This window comes from Paraburkholderia hospita (assembly GCF_002902965.1).
GTDB lineage: Bacteria > Pseudomonadota > Gammaproteobacteria > Burkholderiales > Burkholderiaceae > Paraburkholderia > Paraburkholderia hospita.
In genome coordinates this window covers 842,077-859,045 of record NZ_CP026107.1, presented here as the reverse complement: position 1 = coordinate 859,045, position 16,969 = coordinate 842,077, and the positions used below count along the sequence as shown (strand labels likewise).

General features: G+C 62.5%; 18 protein-coding genes. 7 read left to right on the top strand and 11 right to left on the bottom strand.

Features of this window, described 5'->3' with window-relative positions:
- Positions 1-630 precede the first annotated feature (630 nt).
- Both C2L64_RS37060 and C2L64_RS37055 read left to right on the top strand, forming a co-directional pair.
- The gene (locus C2L64_RS37060; RefSeq protein ID WP_007583203.1) at positions 631-1,332 is read left to right on the top strand and encodes a GntR family transcriptional regulator; all 702 of its coding nucleotides are present in this window, start codon (positions 631-633) and stop codon (positions 1,330-1,332) included.
- A gap of 40 nt (positions 1,333-1,372) precedes the next feature.
- Complete coding sequence (locus C2L64_RS37055; RefSeq protein WP_007583205.1) at positions 1,373-2,620, top strand: LysR family transcriptional regulator; 1,248 nt, start codon at positions 1,373-1,375, stop codon at positions 2,618-2,620.
- A gap of 34 nt (positions 2,621-2,654) precedes the next feature.
- Here the strand turns inward: C2L64_RS37055 and C2L64_RS54285 are convergent, their stop codons facing one another.
- The 9 genes from C2L64_RS54285 to C2L64_RS37020 form a co-directional block, all read right to left on the bottom strand.
- Complete coding sequence (locus tag C2L64_RS54285; protein WP_007583207.1) at positions 2,655-2,813, bottom strand: hypothetical protein; 159 nt, start codon at positions 2,811-2,813, stop codon at positions 2,655-2,657.
- A 45-nt stretch (positions 2,814-2,858) separates the two neighbouring features.
- Complete coding sequence (locus C2L64_RS53595) at positions 2,859-3,035, bottom strand: hypothetical protein (RefSeq protein ID WP_156132270.1); 177 nt, start codon at positions 3,033-3,035, stop codon at positions 2,859-2,861.
- Positions 3,036-3,104: 69 nt separating this feature from the next.
- On the bottom strand, positions 3,105-3,848 hold the full coding sequence (gene phbB, locus C2L64_RS37050) for an acetoacetyl-CoA reductase (RefSeq protein WP_007583208.1): 744 nt from the start codon (positions 3,846-3,848) through the stop codon (positions 3,105-3,107).
- Between the two features lie 188 nt (positions 3,849-4,036).
- Positions 4,037-4,516, bottom strand: coding sequence for a phasin family protein (locus C2L64_RS37045; RefSeq protein ID WP_238554622.1), 480 nt, complete (start codon positions 4,514-4,516; stop codon positions 4,037-4,039).
- 294 nt (positions 4,517-4,810) lie between these two features.
- Entirely contained in the window at positions 4,811-5,686 is an 876-nt protein-coding gene (locus tag C2L64_RS37040) for a type 2 periplasmic-binding domain-containing protein (protein ID WP_007583212.1), read from the bottom strand.
- A 174-nt stretch (positions 5,687-5,860) separates the two neighbouring features.
- Positions 5,861-6,493 carry a response regulator gene (locus C2L64_RS37035; RefSeq protein ID WP_007583214.1) on the bottom strand — a complete coding sequence of 211 codons (633 nt, stop codon included), beginning with the start codon at positions 6,491-6,493 and terminating at the stop codon, positions 5,861-5,863.
- The gene (locus tag C2L64_RS37030) at positions 6,490-8,124 is read right to left on the bottom strand and encodes a response regulator (RefSeq protein ID WP_007583216.1); all 1,635 of its coding nucleotides are present in this window, start codon (positions 8,122-8,124) and stop codon (positions 6,490-6,492) included. Before C2L64_RS37030 ends, C2L64_RS37035 begins: the two co-directional genes overlap by 4 nt.
- Entirely contained in the window at positions 8,121-10,286 is a 2,166-nt protein-coding gene (locus C2L64_RS37025; protein WP_039900708.1) for a hybrid sensor histidine kinase/response regulator, read from the bottom strand. Before C2L64_RS37025 ends, C2L64_RS37030 begins: the two co-directional genes overlap by 4 nt.
- Positions 10,287-10,392: 106 nt before the next feature.
- Positions 10,393-10,722: a hypothetical protein gene (locus C2L64_RS37020; RefSeq protein WP_007583219.1), complete on the bottom strand. Its 330-nt coding sequence runs from the start codon at positions 10,720-10,722 to the stop codon at positions 10,393-10,395.
- 311 nt (positions 10,723-11,033) lie between these two features.
- Between C2L64_RS37020 and C2L64_RS37015 the strand changes: the two genes are divergently transcribed.
- On the top strand, positions 11,034-11,243 hold the full coding sequence (locus tag C2L64_RS37015; RefSeq protein ID WP_007583220.1) for a hypothetical protein: 210 nt from the start codon (positions 11,034-11,036) through the stop codon (positions 11,241-11,243).
- A 9-nt stretch (positions 11,244-11,252) separates the two neighbouring features.
- Positions 11,253-11,537 (top strand): hypothetical protein, encoded by a 285-nt coding sequence (locus C2L64_RS37010; protein ID WP_007583222.1) that lies wholly within the window; start codon positions 11,253-11,255, stop codon positions 11,535-11,537.
- A gap of 55 nt (positions 11,538-11,592) precedes the next feature.
- Here the strand turns inward: C2L64_RS37010 and C2L64_RS37005 are convergent, their stop codons facing one another.
- Both C2L64_RS37005 and C2L64_RS54280 read right to left on the bottom strand, forming a co-directional pair.
- Complete coding sequence (locus C2L64_RS37005; protein WP_007583224.1) at positions 11,593-12,078, bottom strand: universal stress protein; 486 nt, start codon at positions 12,076-12,078, stop codon at positions 11,593-11,595.
- A gap of 62 nt (positions 12,079-12,140) precedes the next feature.
- Entirely contained in the window at positions 12,141-12,305 is a 165-nt protein-coding gene (locus tag C2L64_RS54280; protein ID WP_007583227.1) for a hypothetical protein, read from the bottom strand.
- Positions 12,306-12,529: 224 nt separating this feature from the next.
- On the opposite strand from C2L64_RS54280, the gene C2L64_RS37000 reads away from it, so the two are divergent.
- The 3 genes from C2L64_RS37000 (at position 12,530) to C2L64_RS36990 (ending at position 16,963) form a co-directional block, all read left to right on the top strand.
- Positions 12,530-13,432 carry a GNAT family N-acetyltransferase gene (locus tag C2L64_RS37000; protein WP_007583230.1) on the top strand — a complete coding sequence of 301 codons (903 nt, stop codon included), beginning with the start codon at positions 12,530-12,532 and terminating at the stop codon, positions 13,430-13,432.
- A gap of 3 nt (positions 13,433-13,435) precedes the next feature.
- Positions 13,436-14,362: a 2-hydroxyacid dehydrogenase gene (locus C2L64_RS36995; protein ID WP_007583232.1), complete on the top strand. Its 927-nt coding sequence runs from the start codon at positions 13,436-13,438 to the stop codon at positions 14,360-14,362.
- 1,191 nt (positions 14,363-15,553) lie between these two features.
- On the top strand, positions 15,554-16,963 hold the full coding sequence (locus tag C2L64_RS36990; protein ID WP_007583234.1) for an aspartate aminotransferase family protein: 1,410 nt from the start codon (positions 15,554-15,556) through the stop codon (positions 16,961-16,963).
- Positions 16,964-16,969: the final 6 nt, after the last annotated feature.

The window sequence follows — 16,969 nt, the reverse complement described above, 5'->3', positions numbered from 1 at the left end:
CCGAAAAAAGGTTCCCCGCCCCGGGCTTCTGTCGAACCTGGGGTCTTGTTGTATCGAAGGAGAAAAGCGACTACGGAAGAGTTAGAGGTGTCGTTCGCTATAACGCTTCAGGTACCCGGCGCGTCATAAGGAATGCTTCGCGTGTTTCGCCTCGCATGCCGGTACATGCCGGGATTTGTGTCGTCACAGTCGGCACGTTCGACGTTCCGATACCACCCATAATCCTTGCCATTTCGATGTCTTCCGTTACTTCACGCTGCGCAGCGCTCGCGCGCCAGTCGGATGGACCGCGGTCTTCGTACTTCTTGGACTTGCGGCTATCTTGGGATACAAAGATATAGAAACGGCATCCATTCCCGGTAGTGCGGGTAAACCACATGAAAGGCCAGTCAGATTCGGTAAGACAAGGCTGAACGCGATGTGCGAGCAAGTCGAACCCGGCTCGATTGCCCGACAGATCAAGCTCTGTGGTATCCCGAATCGTGAATGGCCCCGTTCGCTTCGCTACGGGCAGACGTACACGCCGATAAACAGAACAGATGGCAAGCGAATCAAGTCGCAATGCGTTGTGAAGGCGTTGTTGCGCGATCATGAGCGCCGTTATACTGACCAGCCGATGAGTAGAAACACATGAACGAGACAACCCAGCAAGCGATTGTTCAAACGCTGCGAGAAAAGATCCTCGCGGGCGAACTGGCGCCCGGCCAGCGTCTCGTCGAGGCGCAACTCGCGCAATGGCTCGGCGTATCCCGCACGCCGCTGCGCTATGCGTTGAGTGTATTGGCAAGCGAAGCGCTGCTCGAACGCTCGGGCGCACGTGGTTTCGTGGTGCGGCGCTTCAGCGTGCGCGACGTGCTGAATGCAATCGACGTGCGCGGCGTGCTCGAAGGTCTCGCTGCGCGGATGGTTGCGGAGAGTGGCGTATCGACGGCGCTGGCCGCGTCGCTGGATGCCTGTCTGCGCGAAGGCGATGAGATTTTCAATGCAGGCGCGTTGAAGCATGGCGACGACGTGCGCTATGCAGCGATGAACGGCCGCTTCCATGCGCTGATCGTCGACGCCGCGCAGAACGCCGCAGTCAGCGCCGCATTGAGCCTGAACGACAAGATTCCGTTCGTCGCGCCATCAACCATTGCGTTCGACGAATCGGCGCGAGACCGCCAGTTCGCGATGCTCATGTATGCGCACCGGCAGCATCATGCGATCGTCAATGCGCTCGTCAACGGCGAAGGCGCGCGCGTCGACGCGCTCATGAAGGAACACACGCATATATCGAAAGAAAGCCTCAATCTGTCGTTGCCCACGCTGCATCTGATCGCGGGCGCGGCATGATGGCGATTGCGGCTTTTAGTACTTTTTTGTGGCCCATTCCGTGAGCAGCAACGATCTTCTCAACATCGCGCAATTGCGCGCCTTCAAACTCGTCGCGGATACGGGCAGTGCAACGCGCGCGGCTTCCGCGCTGTTTCGCGCGCAATCGGCCGTAACGCGCTCGGTGCAGGAACTCGAAGCAGCGCTTGGCGAACCGCTGTTCGACCGCAAGCCTTCGGGCATGCTGCCGACACCCGTCGGCCGCGCCGTGCTGCATCGCTGTGAGCGGCTTTTCACGGAACTCGAAGAACTCGCGCAATGGTGCGCCGCGCGTCAGGCGCGCCGCCGTCCTGCTGCGGAAGGTTCGTTGCCCGCTTATCTGCTCAATACGCGGCGGCTGCAACTGTTCGCTGCGCTCGCGCGTCATCGGCATATGCCGAGCGCGGCAAAGGCGTTCGGCATCAGTCAGCCGGCCGTGAGCACCGCAATCCGCGTGCTCGAAAGCGGCTCGGGACTGCAACTGTTCCATCGCAATCCGCGCGGCATCCTGTTGACCGATGAAGGCGAAACGTTCCTGCTGCACGTGCGCCGCGCGCTGAACGAGTTGCGCCACGTACCCGACGATATCGCCGCGTTGCACGGCTACATTCAGGGTGCGGTGACGGTGGGCGCGCTGCCGCTCGGACGCACGCTGATCCTGCCGAAAGCGATCGCAAGCATGAGCGCGAAGCATCCCGGCGTGCGCATCATCACCGACGAAAGCGCGTACGAAACGCTGGTCGCGGGACTACGTGCGGGCGACATCGATTTCATTCTCGGCGCGCTGCGCGAGAACGATGCATCGAGCGGGCTGTTGAACGAGCGTTTGATGTCGGATGAAATGGTCGTGCTGGCGCGTCGCGCGCATCCGCTGGCGAACGCGCGCGGCCTGACGCTCGCCGACCTGCAGAACGTGCAATGGATCGTGCCGCGCAGCCACGCGCCCGCACGCGGGCTGTTCGAAGCGCAATTCAAGCGGATCAAACTCAAGCCGCCGATGCCGTCCGTCGAAACGGCCGACCTCGCGGTGATTCGCGGCCTGCTGCTCGGCACGGACATGCTCGCGGCACTGTCCGCGCAGCAATTGCACTACGAGTGTCAATCGGGTGAACTGGTCGTGCTCGACGTGAAGCTGCACAACACGCGGCGCGATATCGGCCTCACGATGCGCGGCGCGGGGACACCGTCCCCGGCCGCGCGCGCCTTGATCGACGCGATACGTCTTGCCGTCGTCGACGTCGCGCGCACGATCAGCATGGCAGAAGCGTAAGCCGCGCGATGCTCCGCGCGGCAGTTGCTGGAAGTCAGCGTCTCGCGCGCGAGAAGCGGCACCAGCTATGGTGATCGAGATTCTTCAGCAATTCCGCGCGCGATCGCTCGCGACGGTAGTGCTGCACCACCGACAGCAACGCAATCAACAGCACGGATCCTCCAAGAACAGTCACAATCCATGTTTCGTTCATTGCCATCCCCTGTGACAACTACGCCTGCAGCGTCGCACCATGTTTTCAGAGCGGGCATTGTCCGGCCTTCGGACAATTGCCTGCGTTGATGCACTGCTCGAAAACCAGTTCGCGGTATCGACCCGCATCGCGATCCGCAGGCGTACGCGGCCCAAAAGTCCGGTTCACGACGACGATCTGGTTCGTGCACCGGCATTGATAAAGCTGTTGTTTTGTCTCCACCACTTCTTCCTTGTCGGGCCCTTTCCGCTTTCTCTGGACTGCGTGGACCCTGTTTTTGTCGATACAGAATCAGTTCATATGCTGGCCGCCGTTCACGGCCAGGTTCGCGCCCGTAATGAAACCCGCATCGTCCGAGCAAAGGAACGCGACCAGCGCGGCCACTTCTTCGGGCTTGCCCAGGCGGCCGACGGGAATCTGCGGCAGGATCTTCGTATCGAGGATTTCCTGCGGGATCGCCGTGACCATCTTCGTGGCGAGATAACCAGGCGAAATCGTGTTGACGGTCACGCCCTTGCGCGCCACTTCGAGCGCGAGCGCCTTCGTGAAGCCGTGCATGCCCGCCTTCGCCGCCGCATAGTTGGTCTGCCCAACCGATCCCTTCGAGCCATTCACCGACGAGATATTGATCACCCGTCCCCAACCGCGCTCCATCATCATTTCGCACACCGGCTTCGTCATGTTGAAGACGGAATCGAGATTCGTGCGCATGACGGCGTCCCAGTTCACCTTGTCGAGCTTGCGCAGCGTCATGTCGCGCGTGATGCCCGCATTGTTCACGAGGATGTCGACGGGACCGATCTCCGCCGTGATCTTCGCCACGCCCGCGTAACACGAGTCGTAGTCGGCGACGTCGACGGAATACGCGTAGAACACGCGGCCTGAGGCTTCCATCGCGGCAAGCCATTCGTCCGAGCACGTGTTGCCGGGCGAGCACGTCACGACCACGCGATAGCCGGCATCGTGCAAACGGACACTGATAGCCTCGCCCAGACCACCCATACCGCCCGTTACCACAGCAATTCGATTAGTCATCCTTTACACCTGTCAGTCGTTCATTGCGAAGCTTCCCGATCGTCAACCGGCTGGTTCGCAGATACAGCCGTTGACTGGTCTCCCCGACTGATCCTTTATGGCGCCGCTCACTGCGGCGCGCGCGTTTCGCGAGTCACTGCGACGTCGCGTGTCGGTAGATGGTTCGGCGTATGCCTGTGCTTAGGTGATTAATCGACAACCGCTTTGTGGGGACGCGTGTCGGGCTCAGTATGCGCGGCGCGCGCGATCGCCTCTTCGGCTTGCTGTTGCGCGAGCGCTTCGGGCGTCGGCGCAGTGGAAAGCGCCGTCGCGACAGCCGACGTCATGGCGGATGCTGCCGCTTGCGTGCGGCTCTGGAATGCATCGACGGCGCAGCGCAGATGGATGTCGTTCTTTTTCGCTTGTGTTTGTCCGACTTCCTGAAGCGCTACATTGAGCTGCGAAACGATACGGCCCAGTTCCTGGCCGTAGTCCGCGAATAGCGACATGCCGTTATTGACCGCACTCCATTGGATTGCGGCCCATGCGTCCAGCGTGCGAGCGTTGCTGACCATGCTCATGGTTTTCAGCGCCTCGCCGTTCAACTGGCTAATCGTCTGCAGATTCAGCGCGACGATGGATTGCACTTCGCGAACGAAGGGATTGGCCCAAGCGTGGAGAGCGGACATGCCGGGCTCCCACGCCGAAATGACACCTACGGAATTCCGTGTGTTCATGACGCGACTCCGTTAGTCTTACTAATGAGATCCATGCCACATGCACAGCGGGGCCGCGCTGTTTCATGCGAATAGCATGTGTGTTCGCAATAAACGTTTGTTTGTGCGAAGCACAATTTGAAGCGTCATTCTAAACACATCATTTGACAATCATTAAATGGTCTTTAGTAGGTAGTTACCCTAGTTTTTAACGTTAATTTCCCAAATGTTGATACAAATCATGGCTGATTACGTTTCAGCGGCGCGCTAAAGATGCAACCAGTACATGTCGGGAATCGCACGGTCTTCATCCGACAGGAACGGATTGTCCAGACGAATGATTTTCCGACTCGCCAGATTCGTGCGTTTCAATGCGTTCTGGATATACGGATGCGTGTTAAACAGCTTCAGATACGAGCCATCACGCCAGGCGGCCGTGAAGCCTCGCGCGATCGTCGCCGCGAGCCGCTCCTGATTCGGCGACACATAGAACAGAAAATCCGAGCGATACGCGAGCAGCAAACGGTTCTCGACGGCGAGACTCGGCTCGGTCTCCTTGCGCGACTCGACCTCCGGGTACGCTTCGATCACGCCGCGCGGAAAATAGTCGACGCGCCGGCCTTCGACCATCTTGAAGATCGTTTCGTAACTCGATGTCGTCTGCACGGAGAGACCCGCGTTGCGCATGATCTCGGTATCGATCCAGCCAAGCCCTTGAACACCCGTCATCGAACGCAGATCGTCGAGTGTTTCGATCCGGTCGAAGTCGGGCTGCCTGTCCTGTCGGATCAGAAACACCCGATACCCGATCAACCCGCGATGAATCGGAATATGTACGACGTTCAGGCCGCGCTCGGCCTGCGCGTCCATGCTGGTCCAGTGCAAATTGATGGTCGTGCCGTTTGCGAGTTCGGCGAGCGCACGGCCGCGCTCCATCACGAGTTCGATCTGCCGCGCCGAATAGGACGCATTGGCCGCTTTCATCGCGAGATCGAGCGTCGCGAGCGCAAACGCGGCATGCACATCCCTGCCCGGCCGGATCTGTGGATAGATGATTTCGAAGTGCTCGCCCGGTGCGGACCGTGCTGCGAGCGAGGCGCCCGCAGCACTTGCCGCGGCGAAAAGGAAACGCCTGCGATGCATAAGTACGAGTGACCGATACGGGAACGTGCGGGTCGCACGATATCGCGCCTGCTCAGATCGTGTCACGGAGCATAGCGGCATCGACATTCGGACAAACCCGCTGACATATTGCAAACGCAATACTTACTCTAAGCCTTCAACCGCTCCGAACATGCGAAACCGGCTTTTTAGCGGCTATTCGACGATCAGTCCGTGGCGGATCGCGTAACGGATCACCTCGGCGTTGTTCGCGAGGCCGAGTTTCTGCATCAGCCGCATCTTGTGTGTACTAATCGTCTTTGCGCTGAGCGCGCAGGTGTCGGCGATTTCGTTGATGCTCTTGCCCGCCGCCAGCATCTGCAGCACCTGAAACTCGCGATCGGACAGGACTTCATGGGGCGGCATGTCGCCGCGATGTGTTTCGAAGACCATCGCATCGACGAGCTTCGGATCGATAAAGCGCCCGCCGTCTGCGAGCTTGCGGATCGCCGCGAGCAGGACATCGGGATCGCTGTCTTTCGTCAGATAACCCGTCGCGCCGGCGCGCAGCGCGCGCGACGCGACCTGCGCCTCGTCGTGGATGCTCAGCACCAGCACCGGTAACGCAGGCTGCTCGGCCCGCACGCGGCGAATCAGATCGACACCGCTGATGCCCGGCATCGTCATGTCGAGCAACAGCAGATCGACCGCGCAACTGCGCAGCTTGTCGACGACTTCGGCGCCGTGCGCCGCTTCCGCCGCGACGATCATGTCGCTCGTCGTCGCGATGATCTGCCTGAGTCCGCCGCGAACGATCGCGTGATCGTCTGCAATGAGTATCCTGATCATAGTTTGAGCCCGCCATCGAGCGGAATGTGAATCGAAACCGTCGTGCCGGCGCCCTGCGCGCTGTCGATCGACAGCGTTGCGCCGATCAGCCGCGCGCGCTCGTTCATGCCGAGCAGGCCATACGAATAGTCGCGGTGCGCCGCCTGCAGGTCGAAGCCGCAGCCGTTGTCGCGCACATGCAGTTCGAGTTTGTCCGCGGTCGAAATCAGCGACACGTGGACACGCGTCGCGTTCGCATGACGCGCCACGTTGGTCAGCGACGCCTGCACGATGCGGAACACGGCCGTTGCGTGTGCGTCCGACAGCGCGGGCTCACCGCCTTCGATGCGCAGTTCGCAGGGAATCGCGTTGCGCCGGTTGAATTCGTCGACGAGCCATTCGAGCGCCGACACGATCCCGAAGTTGAGCGCGGCGGGCCGCAAGTGGCTCGCAACATTGCGCACCATCCAGATCGTGCCTTCGACCAGTTCGCGCATGTCGTCGGCCTTTTTCAGCGATTCCGGGTCGTGCGCGAGACGCATCTTCAACAGCGAGACGTCCATCTTCAGCGCGGTCAACAACTGGCCGAGTTCGTCGTGAATCTCCATCGCGATGCGCTTTCTCTCCTCTTCGCGGATCGCTTCCATGTAGGCGGAAAGCTCGCGTTGCTGCTCGCGCGATTCGACCAGTTCCTGTTCCATCTGCTTGCGCCCGGTAATGTCGTTCAGGCCCACATAGATGGCGGGCGAGTCATCGTAGGTGGCGACGCGCGCGGTCACCATCGCCCAGAATTGCGTGCCGTCCGGACGGCGGAACCGGACCTCGGTATCGCGCAGACTCCCTTCCGTTCGCAGATGGCCGATCAGCCGCTCGCGTTCGACCGGGTCCGCGTAGAAGTCCGCGATGTTGGCGATGTTCAGGGCCATGCTCTCGCCCATGCCGAACAGCGCGCGCAGCGGCGCGTTCGTGTACAGGATGCGTCCATCCGGCATCGACGTGATGCACAACGGCACAGGGCTCGTTTCGACGATCGCGCGAAAGCGCGCCTCGCTTGCCTGCAAGCGCGCGTCCGCGCGGCGGCGTTCGTCGATCTGTGCCTGCAGGTTCGCGTTCGCGCGCGCCAGTTCTTCCGTGCGCAACGCGACGCGCCGTTCGAGATCGTCGCGTACCTGCTCGAGCGCCGCTTCCGTTTCCTTGCGCACGGCGACTTCGGCCAGCAGTTGCCGGTTCTGCGCAACGAGTTGCTTGTGCATCGCGCGCAGTTCGAGATGCACGCCGACGCGCGCGAGCATTTCGTCGACGCGCAGCGGCTTGGTCACGTAATCGACACCGCCCGAGGAAAACCCTTCCACGCGATCTTCGTTGCCCGTCAGCGAGGTCATGAAGATCACAGCGATATCGCGCGTGCGTTCATCGCGCTTGAGCCGGCGACAGGTTTCAAAGCCGTCGATGCCGGGCATCTTCACGTCGAGCAGAATCAGATCGGGCTGCGCGAACGCCGCGCGTTCGAGCGCCTCGATGCCGTCGAGCGCAACCAGCACGCGGATGCCGCGCGCCTCGAGACTGTCGACGACCACGCCGACATTGGCGGGCGTATCGTCGACGATCAGGATCGTGCCCGACGGCACGGCGGACGCAGCGAGGTGGCTCATGATGCCGTGTTCCCTTCGAGATACCGCTCCACCAGTTGCAGGATCGCCTTGGACTGCCAGGCGCGCGCCAGTTGATGCAGCCGCGCGGCAAACGCCGCGTGCGACGGATCGCTCGCCGCAATCCGCTCCGCCCATTGCACGATGCCGCTCATGTTGCCGTCGCGCGCGAGCTGATGCAGCTCGCTCATCGCGTCGGCGGGAATGTTGGCGGGAAGGGTCGCCGGCATTGGCGGCCCGGCTTGCTGCTGGACCGCCTCGCGAATCCAGTCGATGCCGAGCAGCGCCGCGATCCGCGCGAGCAGCGCATCGAAATCGACCGGCTTGTTGACGAACGCGTTCGCGCCCGCTTCGAGGCTCCTCGCGCCGTCCACGCCGAACGGCGACGCCGAGATCGCGATGATCGGCGTGTGCGCGAACGCGGGCATCGCGCGGAAGCGGCGCGTCACAGTCAGACCGTCGATGCCGGGCATCACGATGTCCGTGAGTATCAGATCGGGATATTCCGTTTGCGCGAGCGCGATGCCGTCGGCGCCACTGGCGGACTCCACGGTGTCGAAGCCGATCCGCGTCAGCAGCTCGACGATGACCGCGCGGTTGATCTGCACGTCGTCGATCACGAGCACCTTGCGGCGCGGACCTTCGTAGCCCGTGATGATCGTGGCGGCACCCATCACACCCCCGGCGCGCGCGGCGCCCGGTTCGATGAGCGCGGCCGGCAACTCGAACCAGAAGACGCTGCCGCCATCAGGTGCGCTTTCGACCTTCACTTCACCGCCCATCGCGCGCACGAATTGCCGGCTGATCGCAAGGCCAAGCCCCGTGCCGCCCGCGCGGCGTTCCGCGCCGCCTGCCTGTTCGAACGGCATGAAGATCTTCTCGTGATACTCGGCGGCAATGCCAATGCCCGTGTCGTGCACCTCGAAGCGGACCGCGTCGCTTTCGCCGCACCCGATGAACAGATGCACGCTGCCCGCGTCGGTGAACTTCACCGCGTTCGACAACAGATTGAGCAGCACCTGGCGCAAGCGGTGCTCGTCGGCGCGCACGCCGCCCGGTGCATCGTCGGCAACCGTGCATTCGAACGCGAGCTTGCGCTGCTCAGCCTTCACGCCGATGATCTCGCGAATCGTATCGACGAGGCCCGCCAGCGGCACGTCGCAAATCTCGATGCGCAGCTTGCCCGCTTCGACCTTCGCGAAATCGAGCGTTTCGTCGATCAGCGACAGTAGGTGCTCGCCGCTCTGCTGGATCACGGCGACGCCGTCGCGCTGACGCAGGCTGAGCGTAGTGTCGCGCCGGAGAATCTGCGCATAGCCGAGAATGCCGTTGAGCGGCGTGCGCAATTCATGGCTCAGATTCGCGAGGAACTCGCCTTTCGCGCGATTGGCCGCTTCCGCCATATGCCGCGCTTCACGCTCGACGGCCGCTTCGCGTTCGTCGAGATACGCGCGATGCAGCCGCATCCCCATTGCGTTGAACGCCGACACCACGCGGTCGAGTTCGTCCGGCTCGCGCGGCGGTTTGCGTTGCAGAACGAACGGGTGCTGCGGCTCGTGAAAGTCGTAGTCGCTGACGCTGCGCGCAATCGCCGCGAGGTGCCGCGTGAGAAGCCGCCACAGAATGTAAAACGTGAACAGCGCGACGAGAAACGTATTCGCGCCCTGGCTCACGAGTATCACGAGCGCCGTGCGCGTCAGGTCGTGATAGAGGTTGGCGAGCGTCGCCTCGACATACAGCGTGCCAATTTGTTCGACCTTGTCCTGCACGTGATACATGATCGGGAACTCGCGGGCGACCGTCATGCCGGACATGCGCTGGCCCACGCGCACGACCATCGCGGAGCTGACGGAAGGCAGCTCGCGCACTTCCGCCGCGCGGATATCGGCGAGCCGCAGCATGCCTTCGAGTTCGAGCTGGAGTTGCGGCTCGTCAAGGCGCCAGAGCGCTTCGCCAAGACTGTCGCGATAGCTGCGGTCGATATCGACGAGGCGGTTCTGGATCTGCTCGACGCCGCGCTGATAGTCGCGATACAACTGCACAGCCGTGAGGATCAGCGTGATCGCGCAGCTGAACGCGAGCACCGTCCCGAGCAGCCGCAGCACCACGCTGCGCCGCACATAACGGAGCCCGCTCCACCCTGCGTCGAACCTGTCGAGAGCCATATCCCCCCGCGAGTGCTGCCGTTCTGGTCGTCTTATTCTGCACTCGATGCCAAAGCCCGGTCCATCGGCCCGATCCAGCGGCCAGGCACCTGAAACGTCTGTCCTTCTACCCCGCCGGTTCCGGCAGTTCGCCAAACGCCTTCAGTCTGACCGTGCGCACCGGCCGCCCGACGAGTTCGTCGATCAGATCGGCCATTTCGCAGAGCGCCTGAAAACCGTGTGCGTCGAGCTGGTCCGCGTGATAGCGTCGCAAATCGCACATCGTTTCGCCGAGGCGTCTAAGCGCAGCGGGCGTGCTTTCAATCAAGGGCCAGCAGTGCATCAGATACGCAAGCGCCGTCACGCTGCGCGATTCGCACCATGTGTCGAATAGCTGCAGACAGAGCGAGTTGACCTGCTCCACGACATTCTCACGCTCGGACAGATAGGCAATCATGACGCGTTGGCTCGATGTTGCATTTCGATGGCTCATGATCCGCGACCACTATTTGTGTCACAGTCAGCACGCGCTGTAAAACCCGCGTGCGACATCCTGATTCGCGTGTCAGGAAATCCTTAACGCCGCGCGCGCCCGCAAGCCGGTGCCGATACGTAAAAACCCTTGTACGTCAGCGGCTCGCGTCCCACTTCCCAGGGAAATCCTGACGCTTCAAATCAGCATTTCCTGAATACACAATCCGCCGCTGCCGATTGGTCCTGCATCGCGTTAGCCCTAGCATTGGGTCATCGGGCATGGGGGAGACGCACATGTATGACGACGCTTCGAACGCACTGCCGCTGTATGTGATCGATTTGCGCGCGTGGATCAGCGACTGGTACGACCATGCGTTCAAGGTGGGACTCGTTCACCCGCCCTTTACGCTCGACGAATCGACAGCCGACCGGCTCGAAGGTTATTTCAAGGCGGGACTGACACCGGCCGAGGGCGCGATTGCGTTCTTCGGCGTCGTGCATTGAGGGCTGGCCATGAGATTCGACGAATTCGACGCGCGCCTGTCGCGGCTGCTACGGGCGCTGCCCGACGGGACCATTGCCGAACTGACGGACGGCATGATCGCGTGGTGGGGCGGTGCGCGGACCGTCTACGCGTGGATCGGCGACGGCGGACGCGACCAGCCGGGCGCGCGCGAACTCGACCTGGCCGACGACTGGGGCCAGTTTCACGACTGGCTCGCGGCATGGATCGACGAGCCGCGCTTCAGCACGCGGCCCGAGAAGCTCGGCCGCGATACCGCGCAGACGGACGCGTGACGCGCGTTCGTCACGCGCTTCACCCGCCGCGCCTGCCGCGCCTGCGTTTTCGACCTCACACGAACGGCGCTTCATCCGCCGCATGCTGCGCGGTCTTTGCGACGCGCGACTTCATAGACGCCGGATCGCGCACGATCGTCACCGCGCACGGCGCGTAAGCGAGCACCTGACGCGCGACGGAGCCGATCAGCCAGCGGTCGAACGGCGTATGCCCGCGATGCCCGACGACGAGATGATCGATGCCGTGCTGCTCCGCGTAGAGCACGATCTCTTTAGCCGGCTGGCCGATCACGAGATCGAACTCGGCGTGATCGTTCGATGACGTGAGCTTCGCCTTGATGTCGTCGAGCACTTCGTTCGCATGACGCAACTCGTAGTCGACCATTTCCTTTCTTTCGAGCTCGATCGCGCCCCAGTCCGGCGCGCGCGCGACGACGAGCACATGCAGGCGCGCATCGAAGCGCTTCGCCAGATCGACTGCGAACGCGACGGCATGCCGCGCGGACGGCGAGCCGTCATAACCTGCCAGGATGTTCTCCATGATTCGCTCCCTTCCGGTTTGAACCGGTGCGAGCCTTGATTGAGCGGCGCCTTCGCTGTTGGTCAGTTGTCGTCGCTTCGGCTCGGAAGATGCTCGTGCGGGACGGGCTCGGCCGCGTCGGCGTCGGGGACGTCGTCTTTCGCGGGCTTGGCCGGCTGGTTGCCGGATGCGTTTTGCGCGGGGTCGAGAGGTTTGACGGTCGGCTCAGCGGACGGATCGGAGGGCATGGTGTGCTCCTGCGCTGATGAATGCTGTACTTTCCATGATAGACCGCATTGCGGCGGCTGTTTGCGCGAACCACTGCCCCGACAAGATGCGCTTTGCGGCGCAGCGCAAAACGGCGCACACGGGCGTGGACATGAACGGCGTGCGCCTGTCGCAGCAGGATCGTCCTAGCCTTCGTGCCGACGAAATGCCACAGTGACGGGCGTATCCAGCCAGAGGAGCTTTCGTGTCCACGCCCGAACCGCTTTCCGCCCTTTCCAAACTTTCCACCCTTTCCACTGCTACCTTCCGGCCTTTCACGCCCGACGACATCGTCGCCGCGCACGCGCTGTCGCTCGAGGTCAAGTGGCCGCATCGCGCCGACGACTGGCGCCTGGTCGCCGATGCCGGTGGCGGCTTTGTCGCGCTGAGCGGGGATCGCATTGTCGGCACGGCGCTGTGCTGGAAGTACGGCGAGAACGGCGCGTCGCTCGGGATGGTGATCGTCTCGCCGGACCAGCAAGGTCGAGGCATCGGACGCGAGTTGATGGAGCGTCTGCTCGAAATGCTCGGCGGACGGACCACGGTGTTGCATGCAACGCCAGCCGGCCAGCCGCTGTACGAAAAGCTCGGCTTCCACGCAATCGGCACGATCAACCAGCACCAGGCCACCGACTTTCGCGTCCCGCAGATCGTGCTGCAACCGGGCGAGCAACTGCGCCCGTTGCAAGCCGCCGACACGCCCCGTCTGATCGACCTTGCTACGCGCGCGAGCGGCCTCGATCGCAGCGCGCTGCTGCCGGCGCTACTCGATGTTGCGGGCGGCGTTGCGCTGGAGCGGGATGGTGAAGCGCTGGGCTTCGCGATGCTGCGGCCGTTTGGCCGTGGACACGCGATCGGGCCGGTTGTCGTCGAGAACTCCGCAGACGAATCGACGCGCCGTGCGCAAGCGCTGATCGCGCATTGTCTTGCGGCGAACGCGGGCGCTTTCACGCGCATCGACACGGCTGGCGACAGCGGCCTTACGCCCTGGCTCGAAGAACTGGGCCTCAAATGCGTCGACACTGTCATCAAGATGTCCCGCAACGGCACGCCCTCAAGCGATCCTTCCGTCGAGCAGTTCGCTATCGTCAATCAGGCACTTGGTTAAATCATGACGCTTCTCTACAAGGCCGATCCCGAACGCGGCAAGTTATGGGCGCAGCACTTTGCGCAAAAGGCGCCTGAGATTCCTTTTCGCCTGTGGCCGGACGTCGGCGATCCGGCGGCCGTGCGTTATCTCGCCGCGTGGCAGCCACCTGACGACCCGGCGCGCACGTTGCCGAATCTCGAAGTGATCTTTTCGGTGGGGGCGGGCATCGATCAGTTCGATCTGTCGCGCGTGCCGCCGCATATTGCCGTGGTGCGCATGATCGAGCCGGGGATCGTGGAAGGCATGGTGGAGTATGTGACGCAGGCCGTGCTGACCATTCATCGCGATCTGTTCGACTATGCTTTGCAGCAGCGACAGCGGGTCTGGCGTGAGATGCCCGTGCGGGCGGCTTCGACGCGGCGCGTTGGCGTGCTGGGGCTTGGGATGTTGGGTACTGCCGTGCTAGAGCGTTTACGGGTGTTTGGGTTTCCGTGTGCAGGGTGGAGTCGTTCGGAGCATCGGCTAGAGGGTGTTGAGTGTTTTGCGGGTGTCGAGGCGCTCGATGCGTTTCTTGCTCGGACGGATGTTCTTGTCTGCCTGCTGCCGCTTACCGATGCGACGCGTGGGCTGCTCGATAAGCGTCTGTTCGGCAAGCTGCCCAAAGGGGCGTCGTTCGTTAATGTCGGGCGCGGCCCGCAGGTTAATCAGCAGGATCTGCTCGATGCGCTCGATAGCGGGCAGTTGCAGAATGCCATTCTTGATGTGACGGATCCTGAGCCATTGCCGGAGTCGCATCCGTTTTGGACGCATCCGCGGGTGAGGATTACGCCGCATATTGCTAGTGCTACTCGGCCTGAGAGCGCCGTCGACGTGGTCCTGGAGAATATTCGGCGGCGGCGCGATGGGTTGCCGATGGTCGGGGAGGTTGATCGGAGTCGAGGGTATTAGCGGTTTTTGTCTGCGACGCTGGGGTGGGGTTTTTGCCTTTGCGGCGCAGGCGGTGCCGTTTGGGCTTTTTGTTTTTTCGCTGGTATTCGCGAGGTGGTGTTTGCTGCGCGTGCCTCGCCAACGTGTTTTGGCCTTCGCGCTGGCATCCGTGTCGGCGCCTACGCGGCGCGGCCCGGTTCGCTTTTTTTGTCTTTTCGCTGGCATCCGCGCTATGCCTTCGTGCTTCAAGCGTCGCCCCTGTGCGGGGCGGCACCTACTTTTCTTTGCCGCCGCAAAGAAAAGTAGGCAAAAGAAAGCGGCTAACACCGCTAATTCTTGTTCTTGCCTGAGGGCCCCCAACCGGTCTTACGCTTCACACGGCAATCACGTGACCCATGTTCGTTGCCAACGCTTCGAATGAGCGCCTCACCCGCTTCAGGCACCCACGTTGCAGCATGCCGTGCCAGATAGTCCACGGCCGCCAAGGTGGCAAACTGTGTGTAGGTCGTAGAGCGACACACGCCTCACTTCGGACCGATAGCGCACGCGTTCCACCATGTAAGAGCCCCAAGCTATACGACGCGACAACCTACACACAGTTTGCCACCTGGGCGGCACATACCATTCGCTGCCGCTTGCCCGAGTACGGGTATCCGAAGCTGGTGAGGCGTTCATTTCGAAGCGTTGGCAACGAGCACTAACCAGGGCACTGCCGTGTGAAGCATGGGGACGTTGGGGGCCCGTGGATAAGAACACGTGCTGGCGGTGTGAGCCGCTTTCTTTTGCCTACTTTTCTTTGCGGCGGCAAAGAAAAGTAGGTGCCGCCCCGCACAGGGGCGACGCTTGAAGCACGAAGGCATAACGCGGATGCCAGCGCAAAGGCAAACACACCAACCGGCAACGTCCGCGCCGCGAACGCCCAAACCGGATGCCATCGCAAAGTCCAAAGCACCGACCGGCAACGCATACATAGCCAAGTCACAACGCGCATACCAGCGAACCCGACCCGCTTGCACCGCAAAATCAAAACCCCCACCCCAGCGTCGCAGACAGAAAAAACCCCGATACAGCACAAAATGCTGCCCCCACCCCCAAAAAAACCACATCCACGTTATTCAAAGATTTATTTGGCGAATCACGCGCCAACCCCCTCTCTGTAGTATGAAACGGTCCGCCTCCCACCCGCGAAAGCGAAGAAACGAGACCCACCCCATGCCAAACCCGTCCCTCATCGAATCCGACCGCAAACACCTGATCCACCCCGTCGTCAGCTATCGCGCACACGAAGCGCGCGGCGTCACCGTGCTGGAATCCGCGCAAGGCGTCTACCTCCGCGACATCGACGGCAATGAACTGCTCGACGCCTTCTCAGGCCTCTGGTGCGTGAACACCGGCTACGGCCATCAAAGCATCGTCGACGCAGCGACAAAACAGATGGCCCGTCTCCCCTACGCGACAGGCTACTTCCACTTCGGCTCCGAGCCCGCCATCGAACTCGCCGCCAAGCTCGTCGAACTGGCACCCGCGTCGCTGCAGCACGTGTACTTCACGCTCGGCGGGTCCGATGCCGTCGACTCCGCGCTGCGCTTCATCACGCACTACTTCAACGCGACAGGCCGCCCGTCGAAAAAGCACATCATCGCGCTGCAACGCGGCTATCACGGCTCGTCGTCGGTCGGCGCAGGCCTCACCGCGCTGCCCGCGTTCCATCGCAACTTCGATGTGCCCCTGCCCACGCAACACCACATCCCGTCGCCCTACGCGTACCGCAATGATTTCGCCGACGACGCCGCCCTGATCGCCGCCTCCGTCGCCGCGCTCGAAGCGAAAGTCGAAGCCCTCGGCGCGGACAACGTCGCCGCCTTCTTCTGCGAACCGATCCAGGGATCGGGCGGCGTGATCGTGCCGCCCGTCGGCTGGCTGAAGGCGATGCGCGAAGCCTGCCGCAAGCTCGGCATCCTGTTCGTCGCCGATGAAGTCATTACGGGCTTCGGCCGCACCGGCCCGCTGTTCGCGTGCGAAGCGGAAGGCGTCGAGCCGGACCTGATGACGGTCGCCAAGGGCCTCACGGCGGGCTATGCGCCGATGGGCGCGGTGCTGATGTCCGATGCCGTCTATCAGGGCATCGCCGACGGCGGCGACGTCGCGGCGGCGATCGGCCACGGGCACACGTACTCGGCGCACCCCGTGAGCGCCGCGATCGGCCTCGAAGTGATGCGCCTCTATCACGAAGGCGGCCTGCTCGCGAACGGCATCGCGCGTGCGCCGCGCTTCGCGCAAGGGCTCGATGCACTGCTCGCGCATCCCCTCGTCGGCGATTCGCGACATCGCGGTTTGTTGGGCGCGCTCGAACTCGTCGCCGACAAGGACACGAAACAGGGCTTCGACGCGGCGCTGAAACTGCCGGACCGCATCGCCACGGCCGCGTATGCGAACGGCCTCGTGTTCCGCGCGTTCGGCGACAACATCCTCGGTTTCGCGCCCGCGCTGTGCTACACGGAAAGCGAGTTCGACCTGCTGTTCGAGCGCCTCGAAAAGACGCTCGACGACGTGCTCGCGCAAGCCGACGTGCGCGCCGCACTGAAGGGTTCGATCGAATTTAAACGCCGCGCGGCTGCGTGATAACAT

Excerpts from the sequence above, each read along its gene's own strand:
- C2L64_RS37025 (WP_039900708.1), bottom strand. The coding sequence starts at position 10,286 with ATGGCTCTCGACAGGTTCGACGCAGGGTGGAGCGGGCTCCGTTATGTG.
- C2L64_RS37015 (WP_007583220.1), top strand. The coding sequence starts at position 11,034 with ATGTATGACGACGCTTCGAACGCACTGCCGCTGTATGTGATCGATTTG.
- C2L64_RS37005 (WP_007583224.1), bottom strand. The coding sequence starts at position 12,078 with ATGGAGAACATCCTGGCAGGTTATGACGGCTCGCCGTCCGCGCGGCAT.
- C2L64_RS37020 (WP_007583219.1), bottom strand. The coding sequence starts at position 10,722 with ATGATTGCCTATCTGTCCGAGCGTGAGAATGTCGTGGAGCAGGTCAAC.
- C2L64_RS54280 (WP_007583227.1), bottom strand. The coding sequence starts at position 12,305 with ATGCCCTCCGATCCGTCCGCTGAGCCGACCGTCAAACCTCTCGACCCC.
- C2L64_RS36995 (WP_007583232.1), top strand. The coding sequence starts at position 13,436 with ATGACGCTTCTCTACAAGGCCGATCCCGAACGCGGCAAGTTATGGGCG.
- C2L64_RS54285 (WP_007583207.1), bottom strand. The coding sequence starts at position 2,813 with ATGAACGAAACATGGATTGTGACTGTTCTTGGAGGATCCGTGCTGTTG.
- phbB (WP_007583208.1), bottom strand. The coding sequence starts at position 3,848 with ATGACTAATCGAATTGCTGTGGTAACGGGCGGTATGGGTGGTCTGGGC.
- C2L64_RS37040 (WP_007583212.1), bottom strand. The coding sequence starts at position 5,686 with ATGCATCGCAGGCGTTTCCTTTTCGCCGCGGCAAGTGCTGCGGGCGCC.
- C2L64_RS37030 (WP_007583216.1), bottom strand. The coding sequence starts at position 8,124 with ATGAGCCACCTCGCTGCGTCCGCCGTGCCGTCGGGCACGATCCTGATC.
- C2L64_RS37035 (WP_007583214.1), bottom strand. The coding sequence starts at position 6,493 with ATGATCAGGATACTCATTGCAGACGATCACGCGATCGTTCGCGGCGGA.
- C2L64_RS37010 (WP_007583222.1), top strand. The coding sequence starts at position 11,253 with ATGAGATTCGACGAATTCGACGCGCGCCTGTCGCGGCTGCTACGGGCG.
- C2L64_RS37045 (WP_238554622.1), bottom strand. The coding sequence starts at position 4,516 with ATGTCCGCTCTCCACGCTTGGGCCAATCCCTTCGTTCGCGAAGTGCAA.
- C2L64_RS36990 (WP_007583234.1), top strand. The coding sequence starts at position 15,554 with ATGCCAAACCCGTCCCTCATCGAATCCGACCGCAAACACCTGATCCAC.
- C2L64_RS37060 (WP_007583203.1), top strand. The coding sequence starts at position 631 with ATGAACGAGACAACCCAGCAAGCGATTGTTCAAACGCTGCGAGAAAAG.